Source organism: Lysobacter sp. N42 (assembly GCF_004344885.1).
Map to the genome: position 1 here is coordinate 1 of NZ_SKFB01000055.1, position 16,962 is coordinate 16,962.

At 73.2% G+C, this 16,962-nt stretch carries 16 protein-coding genes; 5 read left to right on the forward strand and 11 right to left on the reverse strand.

Translation table 11 applies throughout. The features are described 5' to 3' along the window. Positions 1–700 (forward strand): EAL domain-containing protein (locus tag EYQ95_RS24215; protein ID WP_207916643.1); only part of this gene is annotated, 700 nt, incomplete at its 5' end. Between the two features lie 45 nt (positions 701–745). Here EYQ95_RS24215 and EYQ95_RS24220 read toward each other — a convergent pair. From EYQ95_RS24220 to glyQ, 7 genes are all read right to left on the reverse strand, one after another. After that, the gene (locus tag EYQ95_RS24220; RefSeq protein WP_132331430.1) at positions 746–970 is read right to left on the reverse strand and encodes a hypothetical protein; all 225 of its coding nucleotides are present in this window, start codon (positions 968–970) and stop codon (positions 746–748) included. Between the two features lie 311 nt (positions 971–1,281). Further along, entirely contained in the window at positions 1,282–5,427 is a 4,146-nt protein-coding gene (locus EYQ95_RS24225; protein WP_132331432.1) for a translocation/assembly module TamB domain-containing protein, read from the reverse strand. After that, positions 5,424–7,208, reverse strand: a complete 1,785-nt coding sequence (locus EYQ95_RS24230) for an autotransporter assembly complex family protein (protein WP_243700062.1) — start codon at positions 7,206–7,208, stop codon at positions 5,424–5,426. The genes EYQ95_RS24225 and EYQ95_RS24230 overlap by 4 nt, the downstream gene beginning before the upstream one ends. Positions 7,209–7,545: 337 nt before the next feature. Then, positions 7,546–9,663, reverse strand: a complete 2,118-nt coding sequence (glyS, locus tag EYQ95_RS24235; RefSeq protein WP_132331434.1) for a glycine--tRNA ligase subunit beta — start codon at positions 9,661–9,663, stop codon at positions 7,546–7,548. Next, a complete protein-coding gene (locus EYQ95_RS24240; RefSeq protein ID WP_132331436.1) occupies positions 9,660–9,896 on the reverse strand; it encodes a hypothetical protein in 237 nt (78 codons plus the stop codon). The genes glyS and EYQ95_RS24240 overlap by 4 nt, the downstream gene beginning before the upstream one ends. After that, a complete protein-coding gene (locus tag EYQ95_RS24245) occupies positions 9,893–10,534 on the reverse strand; it encodes a glutathione S-transferase family protein (protein WP_132331438.1) in 642 nt (213 codons plus the stop codon). Before EYQ95_RS24245 ends, EYQ95_RS24240 begins: the two co-directional genes overlap by 4 nt. After that, positions 10,531–11,439: a glycine--tRNA ligase subunit alpha gene (gene glyQ, locus EYQ95_RS24250; protein WP_132331440.1), complete on the reverse strand. Its 909-nt coding sequence runs from the start codon at positions 11,437–11,439 to the stop codon at positions 10,531–10,533. Before glyQ ends, EYQ95_RS24245 begins: the two co-directional genes overlap by 4 nt. Positions 11,440–11,643: 204 nt before the next feature. Here glyQ and EYQ95_RS24255 point away from each other — a divergent pair, with 204 nt between their 5' ends. Then, positions 11,644–12,372, forward strand: a complete 729-nt coding sequence (locus tag EYQ95_RS24255; protein ID WP_132331442.1) for a glutamine amidotransferase — start codon at positions 11,644–11,646, stop codon at positions 12,370–12,372. A 33-nt stretch (positions 12,373–12,405) separates the two neighbouring features. After that, complete coding sequence (locus tag EYQ95_RS24260) at positions 12,406–13,281, forward strand: BPSS1780 family membrane protein (protein WP_132331444.1); 876 nt, start codon at positions 12,406–12,408, stop codon at positions 13,279–13,281. 6 nt (positions 13,282–13,287) lie between these two features. Here EYQ95_RS24260 and tatC read toward each other — a convergent pair whose 3' ends face one another. Genes tatC through EYQ95_RS24280 form a run of 4 tightly spaced genes read right to left on the reverse strand, consistent with a single transcriptional unit; the run spans position 13,288 to position 15,607 of the window. Beyond that, positions 13,288–14,037 (reverse strand): twin-arginine translocase subunit TatC, encoded by a 750-nt coding sequence (tatC, locus tag EYQ95_RS24265; protein WP_132331446.1) that lies wholly within the window; start codon positions 14,035–14,037, stop codon positions 13,288–13,290. Next, positions 14,027–14,473: a Sec-independent protein translocase protein TatB gene (gene tatB, locus EYQ95_RS24270; RefSeq protein WP_132331448.1), complete on the reverse strand. Its 447-nt coding sequence runs from the start codon at positions 14,471–14,473 to the stop codon at positions 14,027–14,029. Before tatB ends, tatC begins: the two co-directional genes overlap by 11 nt. Before the next feature lie 18 nt (positions 14,474–14,491). Further along, the gene (gene tatA, locus EYQ95_RS24275; protein WP_132331450.1) at positions 14,492–14,716 is read right to left on the reverse strand and encodes a Sec-independent protein translocase subunit TatA; all 225 of its coding nucleotides are present in this window, start codon (positions 14,714–14,716) and stop codon (positions 14,492–14,494) included. 60 nt (positions 14,717–14,776) lie between these two features. Further along, complete coding sequence (locus EYQ95_RS24280) at positions 14,777–15,607, reverse strand: lipid-binding SYLF domain-containing protein (RefSeq protein WP_132331452.1); 831 nt, start codon at positions 15,605–15,607, stop codon at positions 14,777–14,779. A gap of 129 nt (positions 15,608–15,736) precedes the next feature. On the opposite strand from EYQ95_RS24280, the gene hemH reads away from it, so the two are divergent. Both hemH and EYQ95_RS24290 read left to right on the forward strand, forming a co-directional pair. Next, positions 15,737–16,702 carry a ferrochelatase gene (gene hemH / locus EYQ95_RS24285; RefSeq protein WP_132331458.1) on the forward strand — a complete coding sequence of 322 codons (966 nt, stop codon included), beginning with the start codon at positions 15,737–15,739 and terminating at the stop codon, positions 16,700–16,702. Next, on the forward strand, positions 16,702–16,962 hold a 261-nt coding region (locus tag EYQ95_RS24290; RefSeq protein WP_132331454.1), incomplete at its 3' end, for an alpha/beta fold hydrolase. The genes hemH and EYQ95_RS24290, both read left to right, overlap by 1 nt.

Sequence of the window (16,962 nt, forward strand, 5' to 3'; positions counted from 1 at the left end):
GCTGTCGGATGGCGGCGTGGTCGGCTACGAGGCGCTGATGCGCTGGAACCATCCCGAGCGTGGCGTGCTGGCGCCGGGGGCCTTCCTGCAGGTGGCCGAAGCCAGCGGCAACATGGAAGCGCTGGACTGGCAGGTGTTCGAGCAGGCCCTGCAGATGATCCCGGAGCTCCTGGAGCCGGGCCAGTACGTCAACCTCAACCTCTCGCCGCGCCACTTCCGCTCGCCCGACCTGGACGAGCGCTTCCTGGCGCTGATCCGCCTGCACGGCGTGCAGCCGGCGCAGGTACGCATCGAGATCACCGAGGGCGCGCTGCTGGAAAACCCCGAGCAGGTCGGCCGCGTGTTCCAGCGCCTGCACGCGGCGGGCATCCACGTTGCCCTGGACGATTTCGGCACCGGCTATTCCTCGCTGAGCTACCTGCACCGCTTCCAGATGCAGACGCTCAAGATCGACCGGTCCTTCGTGGGCGACCTCAAGCCCACCGAGGAAGGCGCCAGCACCGCGGTGGTGCGCGCGATCCTGGCGCTGTCGCGCAGCCAGCGCATGGAAGTGGTGGCCGAGGGCATCGAGACCGAGAGCCAGCGCCGCGCACTGCTGGAGCTGGGCTGCGAACTCGGGCAGGGCTACTTCTTCGCCAAGCCGCAGTCGCTGGAGGCGATCCTGGCGCGTCGCGGCGAGCGCGAGGCCGCCACCGCCTAGCCCCGCCGGCCGCGCGGCGGGGCCGCACCGCTGCTCGGGAAGGCCTCAGCGATCGGCCACCCCGCCCGTACCGGGGGCCGCCCCGGGCGCGGTCTCGGTGCGCGGCTCGGCGGCGGGATCGCGCCGCAGGTCGCGCATGTGGCCGTCGTCCGGCGCCCAGTGCGCCCCGCCCTGTTCGGGCTGGTCATGTCGATCGAGCGGCTTGCGCAGCTCGCCGGCTTCGTGCCGCACTTCCTCGTTGGCCGGCTGGTCGTTCCTGAGCGTGCTCATGGCGGGCTCCCGTGGCGATGACCGCAGCCTAGCGCCGCGGCCCGCCACGCCGCGTGATCCGCAGGTGTCCGCGCCGCCGCCGGGCGCGGCACGTGCGGACGCGAGCGCCGCCGGTGCACGACAGGCATTGCAACGGCGCCCCACATGCCGGTGCCGTCGCGCCGCGGCCCCGGCCCGGCCCAGGCGACGTGACGAAGCCCGCGGCTCCGGCCGAGCGGAGCGCACCCGCGATGCGCGTCGTCGCGCGATCGGCGCCCCCACGCTCGATGGCCCATGTGCCGGCCGGATGCGGCCTCCGGCTGTGCCCGGGGCTACTTCTCCTTGCGCCAGTTCAGCGAGCCGCGCGTCTCCACCGAACCGGATTCGATCTCCACGTCGAAGCCGCGCTCGAGCAGGTAGCGCAGCGTGAGCACGTGGCCGGTGCCGAGCAGCGAGACGCCGTACCCCACGTACAGGCGCGGCGACAGGTACTTGCCGATGCCGAACACGCTGCCGCCCAGCGTGCGGCTCTCGATCACGCCGGCATCGTCCAGGCCGATGCGCGAGCCCAGCTCCGCGGCGAGGATGCTGCCGCCCGCCGACAGCGCCGCGCCGGCCGCGCTCACCTGCCGCCCCTGCTCGGCGCCCAGCGTGCCGATGGGCCGGCCCAGCGCGAGGTAGCTCAGCGCCTCCGACTGCGTCTGCCCGGTGCTCGACCACACGTTCGCGCGCGGCAGCGAGGCCCGACCCCGCACGTCGATGCCCGCGGTGACCTCGCCGATCCGCCGCTCGGCGCGGATGTCCAGGCGCGGGTCGCCGATCGCATCGGCGTTCCAGCTCAGCCGCCCGCGCGTGATCTCCAGGCGCTGGCCATAGGCGACGTAGCGGCCGCTCACGTCCATCTGCCCGGTCGCCAGCAGCGGCCGCCCGGGGCGCGTGCGCACCTGCATGCGGCCCTGCACGCGGCCGTCGAGGCCGAACCCCTGCAGGCGCACGTCGTTGCCGGCCACCAGCGTGAAGTCGAGGATCAGCGGCGTCTTCGGCTTGGCGGTGGCCACCGGCTCGACCGGGTCCAGCACCACCACGTCCGGCGAGACCTTGACCCGGCGCTCCAGCCGCTCGAGCTGCACCAGGCCCGAGGGCACCACCACCTCGCCGCTGACGGTGACGGGCTCGCTGGGCACCACGCGCACCTGGATGTCCGGGTCGACCACCGCGCGCAGCTGGCGGGTGTCGGCCACCTCCACGTTGCGGCCGCGCAGGTTCAGCAGCAGCGGCGCGCCGGTGCGCCGCCAGGCCAGATCCCCGTCGATGGCGAGGAAGCCCTCCCCCGAGCGCACGCGGCCGTCGATGCGCGCGCTGCCGTCCTCGCGGGCGACCAGCGTGGCCGTGCCTTCGCTGAGTTCGATGCCGAGCGCGGGCAGCTCGGTGGTGAATCCGGCCAGCCGCGCCTGCCCGCCCAGCAGCGGCACCGCGCGCGTGCCCGACAGCCGCAGCTGCGCCGACAGCCGCCCGCGCGGGTCCACGATGTCGGGCGAGAACAGCTCCAGGAAGGTGAGCTCGGTGGTGTCGAGCTCGACGCGGCCCGACAGCGGCGCATGCGGCGCGAAGCCGGTGGCGATGTCGGCACGCAGCCGGCCGTCGCCGTCGAGCGCGGCGGCGAGGTCGAAATCCACGCGCTGCGGGTCGAAGCTGCCCGACAGGCGCAGGTTCGACCAGGTCACGAGCTCGGCGCGGTGCGCGGGATCGAGGCGGAAGCCGCCCGTGGGCGAGGTGATCGTGGCCTGCCCGCGCCAGCTGCCGCCGACCGGACGGATGCGCGCATCGACGTTCAGGTCGCCCCGTGGCTGCCAGCGGCGCTCGGTGCCGGCCTGCTCGGGCAGGTAGGAGGTGAGCAGGGTGAGCGGCACGCCGCGGCCGGTGACGTCGAGGCCGCGCCGCGGCCAGTCGGCATTCGCGCAGAGCGAGCCGCCGCCGCCGGAGGCCAGGCAGGCGTTCGAGACCGCGAAGCGCCCGGAGCCGGCACGCAGGCTCGCCGGCCCGGTCAGCGACCAGGCCGCGCCGCGCGTGGGCGAGAGCCGCAGCGCCGACAGCGTGGCCAGCCAGTCGCCGTTCTGCCGGCGCGTGCTGCCGGCGAGCGCGATCTGCCCGAAGCCGCCGCGTGCGTCGGCCGTCAGGCGCAGCGCTTCCACCGCGCCGCGTGCGTCCACGTTGAGCGAATCGAACGGCAGGCCCAGCTGCAGCCCGCTGCCACGCAGCACGAGCGCGCCGGAGCCTGCGCGTGCGCTCCAGGGCAGATGGCCGCGCGCGGTGAGCGCGGCGATGCGGTAGCTGCCGTAGGCGGCGTCGCGGCCGGTGAGGTCGGCCGCGATGTCCGGCGCGTCGCGCGGGCCGGTGATGCGCAGGCTGCCGCGGAAGGTGCCGCGCGCATCGGGCAGCAGGTCCTGCAGGTTCACCGGCGACAGGCGCGCGTCGATGTCGAGCCGGTCGCCGATGCGCCCACGCGCGTCGAGGCGGCTTGCACCGGCGGCCAGCTGCACGTGGCCTTCGATGTCGTCGCCGCGCAGCACCGCGGTGCCGCTGCCGGCCAGGGCGCGCCCGCGCAGCGAGCCGCCGATGCGCGGCACGTCGAAGCGCGCTTCCAGGCCGCCGGTGCGGCCCGGCGGCGCGGGCAGGCGACGGCCGCGCGTGGTCAGCTGCGCATCGACCGCGCCGGGCCAGCCGGCGACGAGGAAGGCCGGATCGAAGTCGTCCAGGTGCACATGGGCATCCCAGTGCAGCGCCGGCACGGTGGCCACCGAGCCCTGCACGCGCGCGCGGCCGCGGTCGACCGCCAGCGCGAGCAGGCCCGAGGTGCGCCCGCCGCGGATGTCGACCGTGCCGCTGGCGCCGACGCGGCGGTCGCGCAGGCGCCCGCCCAGCCGCGGAATCTCCACGTGCGCCACCAGCTCGCCGCCGGCCGGCCGCCGGCCGGTGGTGGCGAACGGGCCGTGCAGCGCGCCGTCCCAGCCGGGTGCGAAGTAGCCGGGGTCGAAGCCGGCCAGCCGCGCATGCAGGTTCCAGGCAAGCTCCGGCCGCCAGGTCACGCGCCCGTTGGCGGCGAGCGTGCCGCTGGGCATGCGCGCGGCCAGCCGCTGCACCGTGAGCTGCGCGCGCCGGCCCACGCCGGTGAGGTCGAGCGCCGCCTGCCGGCCATTGCGCGCCAGCCGCGCGCGGCCCACCACGGCCCAGTCCCGCTGCGTGCCGGCGATGCCGAACTCGCCGTCGGCACGCACCTGCGAGGCGCCTTCGCCCCAGCGCAGGCCGCGCGCCAGCACCGCGTAGTCGACGCGGGTGTCCAGGCGTTCGCCGAAGTCGCCGCGCCCGCGCACGCGCACGCGGCCGCCGAGCACGTCCAGATCCAGCGGCGCGAACGCCAGCACCTGCTCCTCCAGCACGAGCTTCGACGGGCGGATCGCGATGCGCGTCGGCCCCTGCGTGGCTTCGCCCGAGAGCGTCATGCGCCCGCCCACGCCATCGGCGCGCAGGTGGCCCACCCACACCGGCGCATCCGCCACCGGCGCGCCGGTGAGCGCGCCCAGGTCCAGGCCCGAGGTCTGCGCGCGCAGCTGCCAGCGCGGCACGTCGGCGCCGCGCAGCTCCAGCGTGGCGCGCAAGGGCGCGGGCGCGGCGCCGGCCAGGCCCACGTTCAGGGCGTCGAGGTCGCCGCGGGCCACCAGCCCCAGCCGCAGCGGCACGCGGCTGTCGGGCAGCGGCACCAGCGCGGTGGCGACCAGGTCGGTGCGGTAGTTCTCCGCCGGCACGTAGTCGCCGTGCAGCACGAAGTCGCCGCGATCGCTGTCGACGCCCACCTTCTCCAGGTGCAGGCGCCCGCGGTCGGCCGTGATCCCGCCGCGTACGCGGCGGATGTCGATCAACGGGGCCTGCTGGCGGGTGATGCGCAGGCCGTCGATCTCGATGGTGTCGGCCTGCAGTGCCAGCGGCGGGTTGACCGCCGGCAGCACCTCGGGCCAGGCGGGCAGCTTGAAGGGCTCCTTGCTGGGCGGCAGGTCGAGCGTCGCGCCCTGCACGACCATCGCGTCGAGCCGCAGCCGGCGCCCCAGCAGCGGTCGCAGCGCGGGATCAAGCGTGATGCGCTGCGCGGTGAAGCTCAGCTCGTCCCAGGCAAAGCGCACGCCGTGCAACGTCATCGGGCCCGATGCGGGGCCTTCCGCGCGCTGCCATTCGAAGCTGGCGTTGTCGGGCAGGCGCGCCTTGATCTGCGCCAGCAGCACGTCGCGCCCGGCCACGGTGGTCAGCAGCCACCAGAGCAGGCCCACCACCAGAATGCCGACGACGCCGAACGTGGCCGCGCTGCGCAGCGCGATCTTCCGCGCGCGCGCATGGCGCTTTTCGCGCAGTTCGCGGATGCGCGCCTCGCGCTCCTCGGGCGTGGGTTCGCCTTCGCGGGGCTGGCGCGCGTCGGGCAGCGGGCTCACAGCTCGGCTCCCAGGCCCAGGTAGATCTGGAAGGGCGACTCGGGGTTCTTCAGCCCGCGGGCGACGTCGATGCGGATCGGCCCCACCGGCGAGCGCCAGCGCAGGCCGAAGCCTACGCCGGTGTGGATGTCGGGCCGGTGGTTGTAGGCGCTGCCGGCATCGACGAAGGCGGCCCAGCCCCAGCGGTCGTTGAGGTAGCTCTCGAACTCGACCGAGCCGGTGACTACGTGGCGCGCGCCCACCGCGAAGCGCTCGTCGCCGTTGCGAAGGCGCGGGCCCACTTCGCGCCAGGCATAGCCGCGGATGCTGCGCTCGCCGCCGGCGTGGAAGCGCAGGCTCGGCGGCAGCGTGCCGATGGGGGTGTCCAGCCGGGTCATGCCGCGCTCGCCGCGCAGGATGATGCGGCTGCGCTCGCCCAGCCCGCGGAACCAGCGCACCGTGCCGTGCAGCTGCACGAAGGTGTCGTCCTCGCCTTCGCCGGCGGTGCCCACGCCGCCGCGCAGCATGGCCGTGGCGGCGAAGCCGTTGCGCGGGAGCAGGCGGTCGTCCACGCGCGTGTACTCGGCGCGGAACGAGGGATAGGTGAACGAGGCGTAGCGGTAGTCGGGCGGGGTGTCGGCGCGCAGGTCCTGCTCGGCCGCGTAGGCCCAGCGCTCGCGCAGCACGTGCAGCGAGGCCACCGCCTGCAGCTCCAGGTTCACCTGGCCGCTGCGGCTGGCCACGAACTCCACGCGGCGGTTGTCGATCCAGTCGGTCTGCTCGTCGGCCATCTGCAGGCTGGCGGTGTACCAGCCGTCCAGCCAGGCGAAGGCGGGGATGCGGTACTGCAGCGTCAGCGTCTTGCGCCGCTGCGCCCAGTCCAGTGCGGTCAACGCCTTGTGGCCGCGCATGTTCACGTAGCGGTGCTCGGTGCCCAGGCGCACGCCCGCGCCACTGTCGGAGCCGTAGCTCACGCCCGCGGTGTAGACGCTGCGCTTGGCCGGCGTGAGCGTGACGCTGATCGGCACCTGGCGCTCGGGCGCGTTCTCGATCTGCGGCTCGATGTCGATGGTGGCGAAGTACTCCAGGCGCTGCAGCGAATCGCGCAGGCGCTCGATGCGCTCCTGGTGGTAGGGCTGGCCCGGCGTCCAGTTGACCAGCTTGTGCAGCAGCCGGTCGTAGACCACCGGCCGCGGCGTCTGCAGGAACGTCGCCGTGCCCATGCGGTAGCGCTCGCCGCTGTTCCAGGCCAGGTCGATGTCGGCGCTGCGCGTGGCGCGCGTGACTTCGACGCGGCGCGCGGTGAACTCGGCCTCGAAATAGCCGCGCTCGGACAGGCGCCGGCTGATGCGGCTCTTGCTGGCCTCGTAGAGGCGGTGGTCGAAGACGTCGCCCACCTCGGGCACGAAGGCGGCCAGGTCGTCCTGCAGCACCTCCTCCTCGCCGGCCGGGCCGCGCACCGCGACCTCGCGACTGCGCACGCGCACCGGCTCGCCGGGCGTGATGTCGATGGCCACCGTCGCGCCCTCGCGGGTGACGCGCACCACCGGATCGTAGTAGCCGAACGGCTCCAGCGCCTCGCGCGCCTCGCTTTCGGCTTCCTCCAGCAGGTATTCGAGGCGGCGGTCGGATACGTCGCTGCCCACCTCGTCGGTCAGCGAGAGCGAGTTGACGACGTTCTCGGTCATCGCCGCATCCAGTCCGCGCACGTCGACGCGCGCGATCTCGACCGCGTGCGCGGGCATGCTGCAGCCTGCGAGGATCATCAGGAGGCCGAAGCGGCCGCGGGAATCGACGTGCATGCATTCAGCATAGCGAGCGTGCCGTCAAGGCGGCCGTGACGCGGCGGATGCGTGTTTTCAGTGGGGTTTCACGCAATGTTGACTGCGTTGGACGGGTGCGCGTCACCGAAAGCCGGTGTCGCCCGGCCGCGCGGCAAGCACGTGCGCGTGGGAGACGGCCGGCCGCGTGCGCCTGGGGTCAGTCGCAAAGACGCACGGCGACGGTGGTGCGTCGCCGTGCTCGCCGTGTGTCGACACAAGCACGCCCCGCACGTGCGGCGGCAGCGCGGCGGCAGGAGGCCGGCGAGCGGATTACGCAGCGCGCGGCGGCGCGTTGGGGCGACAGGGCGCGTTCAGATCAACCTTGCGCGCCTTGCGCGATCGACAGGTGCTCGATCGCCGCCACGCTGCCCAGGCGGTCGGCCAATTGCTGCAGCAGCGCGAGGCGATTGCGGCGCACGGCCGCGTCCTCGACGTTGACCATCACCCTGTCGAAGAACGTATCGACCACCGGGCGCAGCTGCGCCAGCCGCGCGAGCACCGCGGCGTAGTCGCGCCGATCGAGCAGCGGGTCGGTGTCGGCCACCGCGCCCGCCAGTGCCCGAGCCAGGTCGCGCTCGGCCTCCTCCGTGAAGCGCGAGGCGTCCACCGTGCTCGCCACTTCGCCCTCGGCCTTGCGCAGGATGTTGCGGATGCGCTTGTTGGCCGCGGCCAGTGCCTCGGCTTCCGGCAGCCTCACGAATTCGCGCACGGCCTGCACGCGCGCATCGAAATCCGGCAGCGACTCGTGCACCGCGTTGAGCACGGCGTCGAACTGCTGCGGCGCCGCGCCACGGTCGGCGTAGTAGCCGCGCAGGCGGTCGTAGACGAAGTGGGTGATGTCGTAGGCGCCCACGTCCGGCGCCTGCACGGGCTGCAGCGCGACCGCCCGCTCGACGAGCTCGTGCAGCACGAGGTCGTGCCCGCCCTCCAGCAGCGTGCGCGCCAGGCCCAGCGCGTTGCGGCGCAGGGCGAACGGGTCCTTGTTGCCGGTCGGGCGCAGGCCGGCGGCGAAACCCCCGGCCAGCGTGTCCAGGCGCTCGGCGATCGCCAGCACCTGCCCCAGCTTCGACGGCGCGATGCCGTCGCCGGCATGCCGCGGCATGTAGATCTCGTCCAGCGCCTGCGCGAGCTCGAACCGCTCCGCATCGCCCACGTCGGCCAGCGCCGCGTCGTGCAGCGCGTAGACGCGGCCCGCGATGCCCTGCAGCTCCGGGAACTCGCCCACCATGCGCGACTGCAGGTCGTTCTTCGACAGCAGCGCGGCGCGCCGGGCGAGCGCGGGATCGACGCCGGCCCCGCTGGCGATGGACTCGGCGAGCCTCGCGATGCGCGCGGCCTTGTCGGCGATCGTGCCGAGCTTGGCCTGGTAGGTGACGCTGGACAGGCCCTCGCCCATCGCGCTCAGGCCCTGCTTGAGGTCCTCGTCGAAGAAGAACTTCGCGTCGGCAAAGCGCGGGCGGATCACGCGCTCGTAGCCCTTGCGCACCTCGTCCTCGTCCTTGGACTCGATGTTGGCGACGCCGACGAACCGCTCCGACAGCCGGCCCTCCGCGTCGAGCACCGGGAAGAACTTCTGGTTCGCCTCCATCGTGGCGATCAGTGCCTCCTGCGGCACGGCGAGGAACTCGCGCGGGAAGCCGCAGAGGATGGCCTTGGGCCATTCGACCAGGCCGTTCACTTCCTCGAGGATGCCCGCGTCGATGCGTGCGCTGCCGCCGGCGTCCGCCGCCGCGCGCTCGACCTCGGCGCGGATGCGCGCGCGGCGCTCGTCGGGATCGACCAGCACCTTGGCCGCGCGCAGCGACTCGACGTAATCGAGCGGCGAGGTGAACCACACCGGCCGGTCGAACATGAAGCGGTGGCCGCGGCTCATGCGGTCGCTGCGCACGCCCAGCAGGTCCACGTCGACGATGTCCCCGCCGTGCAGCACCACCAGCCAGTGCACCGGGCGCGCGAAGCCGAAATCGTTGGCGCCCCAGCGCATGGGCTTGGGGATGGGCATGGCGGCGACCGCCTCCGACAGCACGTCCGCCAGCAGCTCGGCGGTGCGCGCGCCGGGCTTCACCGCGCGATGCACGAAGCGCTCGCCCCTGGCGTCGGTGGTGCGCTCGAGCTGCGTCCACTCGACACCGGCCTTCTGCGCGAAGCCCTGCAGCGCGCGCGTGGGCTGGCCCTCGGCGTCGAGCGCGACGTTGAGGTAGGGGCCTAGCACTTCGGACTTCTGCTCCGGCTGCGTTTCCGCAACGGCAGGCAGCGCGACGGCGAGCCGGCGCGGCGTGTACAGCGGCTTGGCGCCGGTGCGGTCGAGCGCGACGCCGCGCCTGTCCAGCCCGGCGAGGACGCCGTCGAAGAACGCCTGCGCCAGGCCCGGCAGCGCCTTGACGGGCAGTTCCTCGGTGCCGAGTTCGATCAGCAGGGGCTTCATGGCGCTCATGGGACGTCCTTGCGTACCGCGAGCAGGTCGTCGCGGCCACGCTCATCGAGGTTGCGGGGCATGGGGCGGTCGTTGGCGTTCTTCCACAGCAGCACCAGCCCGGCCACCGGCGCCAGGATCCAGCCGAAGAAGAACCACAGCCAGGGATTGCGCGAGGTGGTCTGCGCCCAGTACGCGCAGAACACGCCGAACAGGAAGGTGACGTAGCCCGCCGACGCCGCCGACGAGCTCATGCTTGCGCACCCTTGGGCTTGGGGACGTAGAACGGGGCGTAGTGACGCCTGAACACGTCGAGCGCCTCGCAGCGTGCAACAAACGCGGCGAGCGCGGGCCAGCGCGACAGATCCGCGGGCACCGCGTCTTTGAGGTAGGTGGCGTAGCAGGCGACGGTGATGTCAGCCAGCGTCATCGCCTCGCCCACCAGCCACCGGCCCGCGCGGGCCGCGCGGGCTGCATCGAGTGCGGCGAGCGCGCCCTCGACCTGCACCGCGCCGCGCGCGAGGAAGGCCTCGGAGCGTGCCTCCGGGCGATGGAAGATGCGTTCGAGCACCATCGCCACGCCGCGGTCGGCCGCGCCGCTCGCGAGCCCGATCAGGCGCAGCGCCTCGCGGCGCGCCGCGCCCGTGGCCGGCAGCAGGCCGAGCTGCGGATGCTCGTGCTCGAGCCAGTCGAGGATGGCGGAGGACTCGGTGAGCACCTCGCCGTCGTCGAGCACCAGCACCGGCACGCGGCCGAGCGGGGAGTACTCGCGGATGCGGTCGAAGTCCGCGCCCACCGACCAGGCGCGGTGCTCGAACGCGTGGCCGGCGAGCGCGAGCGCGATGGCGACCCGCCGGGTGAACGGCGAATCGAACAGGCCGATCAGGATCATGCGGCCTCCGGCGTCGTCTTCAGGCCCGGAAAGCCCAGCTTCTCGCGCTGCGCGAAGTAGGCCTGCGCCACGCCCTGCGCCAGCCTGCGCACGCGCAGGATGTAGCGCTGGCGCTCGGTCACGCTGATCGCGCGGCGCGCGTCGAGCAGGTTGAAGCTGTGGCTGGCCTTGCAGACCTGGTCGTAGGCCGGCAGCGGCAGGCCGAGCTCGACGAGCCTGTTGGCTTCGGCCTCGCAGGCGTCGAAGCGGTGGAACAGCTCGGCGACGTCGGCATGCTCGAAGTTGTACGCGCTCTGCTCCACCTCGTTCTGGTGGTAGACATCGCGGTAGGTGACCGGCGTGCCGTCCGGGCCGATCGTCCAGACCAGGTCGAAGACGTTGTCGACGTTCTGCAGGTACATGCACAGGCGCTCGAGGCCGTAGGTGATCTCGCCGAGCACCGGGCGGCATTCCAGGCCGCCGGCCTGCTGGAAGTAGGTGAACTGCGTCACCTCCATGCCGTTGAGCCAGACCTCCCAGCCCAGGCCCCAGGCGCCGAGCGTGGGCGATTCCCAGTTGTCCTCGACCAGGCGCAGGTCGTGCACCTGCGGGTCGACGCCGAGCGCCTTGAGCGAGTCGAAGTAGAGCTCGACGATGTTCGGTGGTGAGGGCTTCATCACCACCTGGTACTGGTAGTAGCGCTGCAGGCGGTTGGGGTTCTCGCCGTAGCGGCCGTCGGTGGGGCGGCGGCACGGCTGCACGTAGGCCGCGTTCCACGGCTCCGGGCCGAGCGCGCGCAGGAACGTGGCCGGATGGAAGGTGCCGGCGCCGACCTCGAGGTCGAGGGGCTGGATGAGGACGCAGCCCTGCTCGCCCCAGAAGGCGTTGAGGCGCTGGATCAGTTGCTGGAAGGTGGGGGCTTGCATGCCGCAGATCCGTGTGGGCGCGCGGAAAGCCGGCTAGTATAGCCACCGGGTTTTCTCGACCTTTTTCCTCGCGTCCGCGCGGCCGCGAGTGTCGCTTCCATCGCCGATCCTGCCATCCATGGCGCAGCCACGTCGCCCCGGCCCGGCCCCGCAGGGCCCGGTGCCCGCCCATGCAGCCGATGCCCGGAGGCATCGCCCCAGCGCATGAACCCGCCCTTCCTCATCCTCGAAACCGGCCAGCCCGTGGCGTCGATGCGCCGGCATGGTGGCTTCCCGCACTGGATCCGCACCGCGGCCGCGCTCGGCCGCGATGCCGCCGTGGTGGTCGACGTCGAGCGCGGCCAGCCCCTGCCCACGCACGATGGCTGGGCCGGCGTGATCGTCACCGGCTCGGGCGCGATGGTCACCGACCGCCACGACTGGAGCGAGACCACCGCCGTCTGGCTGCGCGAGGCGGCGCATGGCGGCCTGCCGCTGCTGGGCATCTGCTATGGCCACCAGCTGATCGCCCACGCGCTGGGCGGCGAGGTGGGTTGGCATCCGGACGGGCGCGAGATGGGCACGGTGGAGGTCCAGCGCCTTGCCCCGGCCAACGACGACCCGCTGTTTTCCGGCCTGCCCGACCGCTTCGCCGCACAGGCCACGCACCTGCAGTCCGTGCTGCGCGTGCCCGAGGGCGCGACACTGCTCGCGCGTTCCGCCCACGACCCCGTGCACGCCTTCCGCTGGGGCGATGCGGTCTGGGGCGTGCAGTTCCACCCCGAATTCAGCACCGTCCACATGCGCGGCTACGTGCGGGCGCGGCATGCCGCGCTGCGCGGCGAAGGGCTGTGCCCGGTCGCCACCGAGCGCGGCGTCAGCGCCACGCCGCACGCGCGGCGCGTGCTGCGGCGCTTCGTGCGCCATGCGCGTGGCGCACGCGCTTCTTCCTGAGCTACCACGGCCATGGCCGAGACGAGGACACCGATGGATCGCATCAACCGCGTGCCGGCCAGCGCCGGCGCCGAATGGCTGGTCGAAGGCTTCCGCCTGCTGCGCCGCGCCCCGCTGGGGCTGGGCCTTCTGGGCGCGATCTTCGGCGCGCTGGGGCTGGTCGCCAACATCGCCCTGCAGGGCGGCGCGATCACGCTGGGCATGCTGCTGCAGCTGGCCTTCATCCTGATCGGCCCGCTGCTGCTCGCCGGCCTGATCTACGCCGCGCGCGAGGTCGACCAGGGCCGCCCGGCCATGCCGGCGCAGCTGCTTCGCGGCGTGCAGGAAGGCAAGGCGCCCCGCCTTCTGGCCACGTTGCTGCCGCAGGTGGCCGCGATGGTGCTGGTGCTGGTGCTGCTGTTCGCGATGATCGGGCCGGCGCAGCTGGAGGCCTTCGCGGTCGCCATGCAGAAGATCCAGGGCCAGACGCAGCCGGATCCGGCTGCGCTCGAGGGCCTGCCGCTGGGGCGGCTGATGCTGTGGCTGCTGCTGGCGGTGGTGATCGGGATCGTCGCCGGCTTCTTCAACTTCACCGCCATCCCGGAAATGATGTTCGGCGATCGCGGCGCGCTCGGCGCGATGCTGCAGAGCTTCCGCGCCTGCGCGCGCAACCTGCCGGCGCTGGCGGTGTTCTTCGTGCTGCTGGTGATCGCCGCCATCGTGCTGCAGTTCGGCGTGATGCTGGTGGGCGCGGTGGTCGGCGCACTGCTGGGGCCGGCGGCGATGGCGGTGGTCGTGCAGCTGCTGGTGATGGCGGTGCTGATGCCGGTGGTCACCGCGTCGATGTACGTGGCCTGGAAGCAGCTGCATGGCGTGCAGGCCGGCGCCGCGGCCGTCCCGCCGCCGCCGCCTTCGCATTTCGAGGCCTGAGCCCGCTCAGGCCTCGCGGCGCGGTGCCACCCAGCCGGCGGCGAGGATGCCGAGCTCGTAGAGCACGCACATGGGGATCGCCAGCATCAGCTGGCTGACCACGTCGGGCGGCGTGATCACCGCGGCGACCACGAAGATGCCGACGATCGCGTAACCGCGCCCCTCGCGCAGCTGCTGCGGCGTCACCCAGCCCAGCAGGGCGAGGATGACCAGCGCGACGGGCAGCTCGAAGCTCGCGCCGAAGGCGATGAAGATCACCAGCACGAAGTCCAGGTAGGCGTTGATGTCGGTCATCATCGCCACGCCCTCGGGCGTGACGTTGGCCAGGAAGCCGAACACCGAGGGCAGCACCAGGAAATAGGCGAAGGCGCAGCCGAGGTAGAACAGCGCCACCGCGGTCACCAGCAAAGGCAGCGCCAGGCGCTTCTCGCGCTGGTACAGCCCCGGCGCGACGAAGGCCCAGGCCTGGTAGAGCAGCCAGGGCACGGTGGCCATCAGCGCGACCACGAAGGCCAGCTTGAGCGGCGCGAAGAAGGGCGAGGCGACCTCGGTGGCGATCAGTTGGCCGCCCTCGGGCAGCTTGTCCAGCAGCGGCTGCGCCAGCCAGGCGTAGAGGCGGTGGGCGAAGGGCAGAAGGCCCACGAAGACCAGCAGCAGCCCGGCCACCGCGCGCAGCAGGCGCGCGCGCAGCTCGATCAGGTGGTCGAGCAGGCGCGGGGCCTCCTCGCGCGGGGGCAGCGGCGCGTCAACCGACATCGCGCGGGCGTCCGTCGGGCAGGCGCGGCGCATCGGCTTCGGGGCGCGGCTCCTCGGCGGGCGGATGCTCGAACGAGGCGGCCACCGCCGCGTCGTCGTCGTGCACGTCGCGGGCCGGGCCGGCGTCGCCCGGTGCGCCCGCCGGCCGCGTGATCTGCGCTTCCACGTCGCGCAGCTGCTCGCGCAGGCGTTCGCCGTCACGCGCGAGCGCGGCCTGCGCCTCGCGCAGCTCCTCGCGGGCGCGGTGCAGGCTGCGGCGCATCTCCTCGTCGGCCAGCTCGGTTTCCAGTTCGGACTTCACCGCATACCACTGCGCACGCGCGCGGCGCACCCACAGGCCGGCGAAGCGTGCGGCCCGGGGCAGGCGTTCGGGGCCGAGCACCAGCAGCGCCACCACGGCGATGACCAGCAGCTCGGAGAAGCCGATGTCGAACATGGCGCCGCGCGCGGCGCGTCAGCGACGGTCGCGGTCGACGTCGCTCGTATCGCGCGAGGGCGCCGGCTCGTCGCGGCGTTCGTCACGCAGCTGGGCCGCGGGCTCGTCGTCCCGCAGGCCCTTCTTGAAGCCCTTCACGGCTTCGCCGACGTCCTGGCCGACGTTCTTCAGGCGCTTGGTGCCGAAAACCAGCACCACGATCACCAGCACGATCAGCCAGTGCCAGAGACTGAAACCACCCATGGGGCTACCTGCAGGAGAAGAGGAAGGATTGCAGGATACCGCAGGGGATCAGGGGTCCGATCAGGGCAGCGGTTCGGCCTTTACCGGGGATTCGGTGGTTTCGAACGCGGCCGGCGGCTGCGCGGCCGGGGCGGGCGCCACCGCCGGTGCCGCGGGCATGGCGACGGGCGCGGCGGTGCCGGGTGCACCACCGCGTTCGACGCGGGCCCGGGCGCTGGCTTCCTCCAGCGCGTCGCGGAAGTCCACCAGCGCCGCCGAGGGCTGGGCCCGGGCGCGGCCTTCGAAGACCATCCGCGGCGTGGTATCGCGGCCGTAGGCGGCCTCGTTGGCGGCATCGTCGATCTGAAGCACGGCACCGTCCAGCGCCACGCCCGCGAACAGCCCGCGCGCGCGCGACCACGACCAGATCTCGGCCTTGAGCTGGCCATCGGTGGCCGTCGCCGCGCTGCGGCCCACCGGGCCGGCGGCCACGGCGGCGTCGGCGCCGAGGGTGACCTTGCCGTTGACGATGGAGTCCAGGCCGCGGTCGGAGCGGAACACGAGCACGATGTCGGCCGACTGCAGGCCCGCCTGGAAGCCGATGCTGCCGCCGGTGAGCTTGACGAAGCTCGGCGCCGACCAGGTGCCGTCGGCGGTCTTCACCGACAGCAGCCCATGCCCGCGCCGGCCGCCGACCACCAGGCCGATCTTCAGCGCGTCGGGCACGATCACGATCGCGCGCGCCTCGTCCAGCAGCTTTTCCGGGATCGCCGATTCCGGGATCTTCTGGATCTCGCTCAGCACGCGCAGGGCGTTGCGGGCGCGGTCGTCCTCGACGGGGCCGGCAGCGGCCGGCAGCGCGAGGGCGAGCGTCAGGGCGAGGGCGAGACCGGCAAGGACGGGGCGGCGCATGGTTCGGTTCCGTGAACGGGTGGGTCAGGCTAGTGACGGCGGAATGAATACCACCGCAACCGTGCCCGCGCACCCGGCCGGTGCAGCCGTGGAACGCCGCCGGCGCGGGGCCGCTGTCATGCTATGGCGATGACGCCCGCTTCCGTCCCCTTCGATGCCGTGGTCGTGGTCAACCTCGGCACCCCCGATGCGCCCACGTCGCGCGACGTGCGCCGCTACCTGGCCGAGTTCCTGCACGATCACCGGGTGGTGCAGCTCTCGCGCTGGATCTGGTGCCCACTGCTGCACTTCGTGATCCTGCCGCTGCGCAGCAAGCCGGTGGCGAAGAAGTACGCCTCGATCTGGATCGACGGCCCCGACGGCGGCTCGCCGCTGGCCGTCTACACGCGGCGGCTGGCGCGCGCGATGCAGGCCGAGCTGCCCGGCGTGCGCGTGGTGGAGGCCATGCGCTACCGCCGGCCTTCGCTCAAGGACGTGCTGGCGACGCTGCGCGAGGAGGGCGCGCGCCGCGTCGTCGTGCTGCCGCTGTACCCGCAGTACTCGACCACCACCACCGCCTCGGTCACCGACGTGGTCGGGCGCGCGGCGCTGCCGGACGTGCGCATGGTCGAGGACTACCACCGCGACGCCGGTTGGGTGGACGCCGTTGCCGACAGCATCCGCGCCGCGCGCGAAGGCCGCGAAGGTCCGCGCCACCTGCTGTTCTCCTTCCACGGCCTGCCGCAGCGGCTGGTCGATGCGGGTGATCCCTACCAGCGCCAGTGCGAGGCCTCGGCTGCGGCGATCGCGCAGGCGCTCGGCCTGTCGGCGCAGGACTGGTCGGTGAGCTACCAGTCGCAATTCGGCAGGGAGAAATGGATCGGCCCGTCCACGCAGGCCATGCTGCAGGACTTCGCGCGCCGCGGCGTGTTCGACGTCGACGTGGCCGCGCCGGGCTTTCCGGTCGACTGCCTGGAGACGCTGGAGGAAGTGTCCGAGATGCTCGCGCACGAATTCGCGCAGGCCGGCGGGCGCATGAACTACATCCCCTGCCTCAACGACTCGCCCGCGCACGCGCGCGTGCTCGCCGGCATCGTGCGCCGCGAGCTGGGCTGATGCGCGAGATCCACCTCGACACGGCCTTCGGGCGGCTCGCGGCCCTGCGCTCCGCGTCCGGCGGCGTGCCCGTGCTGGCGCTGCACGGCTGGCTCGACAACGCGGCGAGCTTCCTGCCGATGGCCGCGCACCTGCCCGGCCTCGACCTGGTGGCGCTCGACCTGCCCGGCCACGGCGCCAGCGCGCACCTGCCCGCGTCGGCCGACTACACCCTCGTCGCCGCGGCGCGCGCGGCGCTGGCCGCGGCGGACGCGCTGAGA

Coding starts and splice junctions, on each gene's coding strand:
- EYQ95_RS24245 (WP_132331438.1), bottom strand. CDS start 10,534: ATGATCCTGATCGGCCTGTTCGATTCGCCGTTCACCCGGCGGGTCGCC.
- tatB (WP_132331448.1), bottom strand. CDS start 14,473: ATGTTCGACATCGGCTTCTCCGAGCTGCTGGTCATCGCCGTGGTGGCG.
- glyS (WP_132331434.1), bottom strand. CDS start 9,663: ATGAGCGCCATGAAGCCCCTGCTGATCGAACTCGGCACCGAGGAACTG.
- tatA (WP_132331450.1), bottom strand. CDS start 14,716: ATGGGTGGTTTCAGTCTCTGGCACTGGCTGATCGTGCTGGTGATCGTG.
- EYQ95_RS24230 (WP_243700062.1), bottom strand. CDS start 7,208: ATGCACGTCGATTCCCGCGGCCGCTTCGGCCTCCTGATGATCCTCGCA.
- EYQ95_RS24260 (WP_132331444.1), top strand. CDS start 12,406: ATGGATCGCATCAACCGCGTGCCGGCCAGCGCCGGCGCCGAATGGCTG.
- glyQ (WP_132331440.1), bottom strand. CDS start 11,439: ATGCAAGCCCCCACCTTCCAGCAACTGATCCAGCGCCTCAACGCCTTC.
- EYQ95_RS24280 (WP_132331452.1), bottom strand. CDS start 15,607: ATGCGCCGCCCCGTCCTTGCCGGTCTCGCCCTCGCCCTGACGCTCGCC.
- hemH (WP_132331458.1), top strand. CDS start 15,737: ATGACGCCCGCTTCCGTCCCCTTCGATGCCGTGGTCGTGGTCAACCTC.
- EYQ95_RS24255 (WP_132331442.1), top strand. CDS start 11,644: ATGAACCCGCCCTTCCTCATCCTCGAAACCGGCCAGCCCGTGGCGTCG.
- tatC (WP_132331446.1), bottom strand. CDS start 14,037: ATGTCGGTTGACGCGCCGCTGCCCCCGCGCGAGGAGGCCCCGCGCCTG.
- EYQ95_RS24240 (WP_132331436.1), bottom strand. CDS start 9,896: ATGAGCTCGTCGGCGGCGTCGGCGGGCTACGTCACCTTCCTGTTCGGC.
- EYQ95_RS24220 (WP_132331430.1), bottom strand. CDS start 970: ATGAGCACGCTCAGGAACGACCAGCCGGCCAACGAGGAAGTGCGGCAC.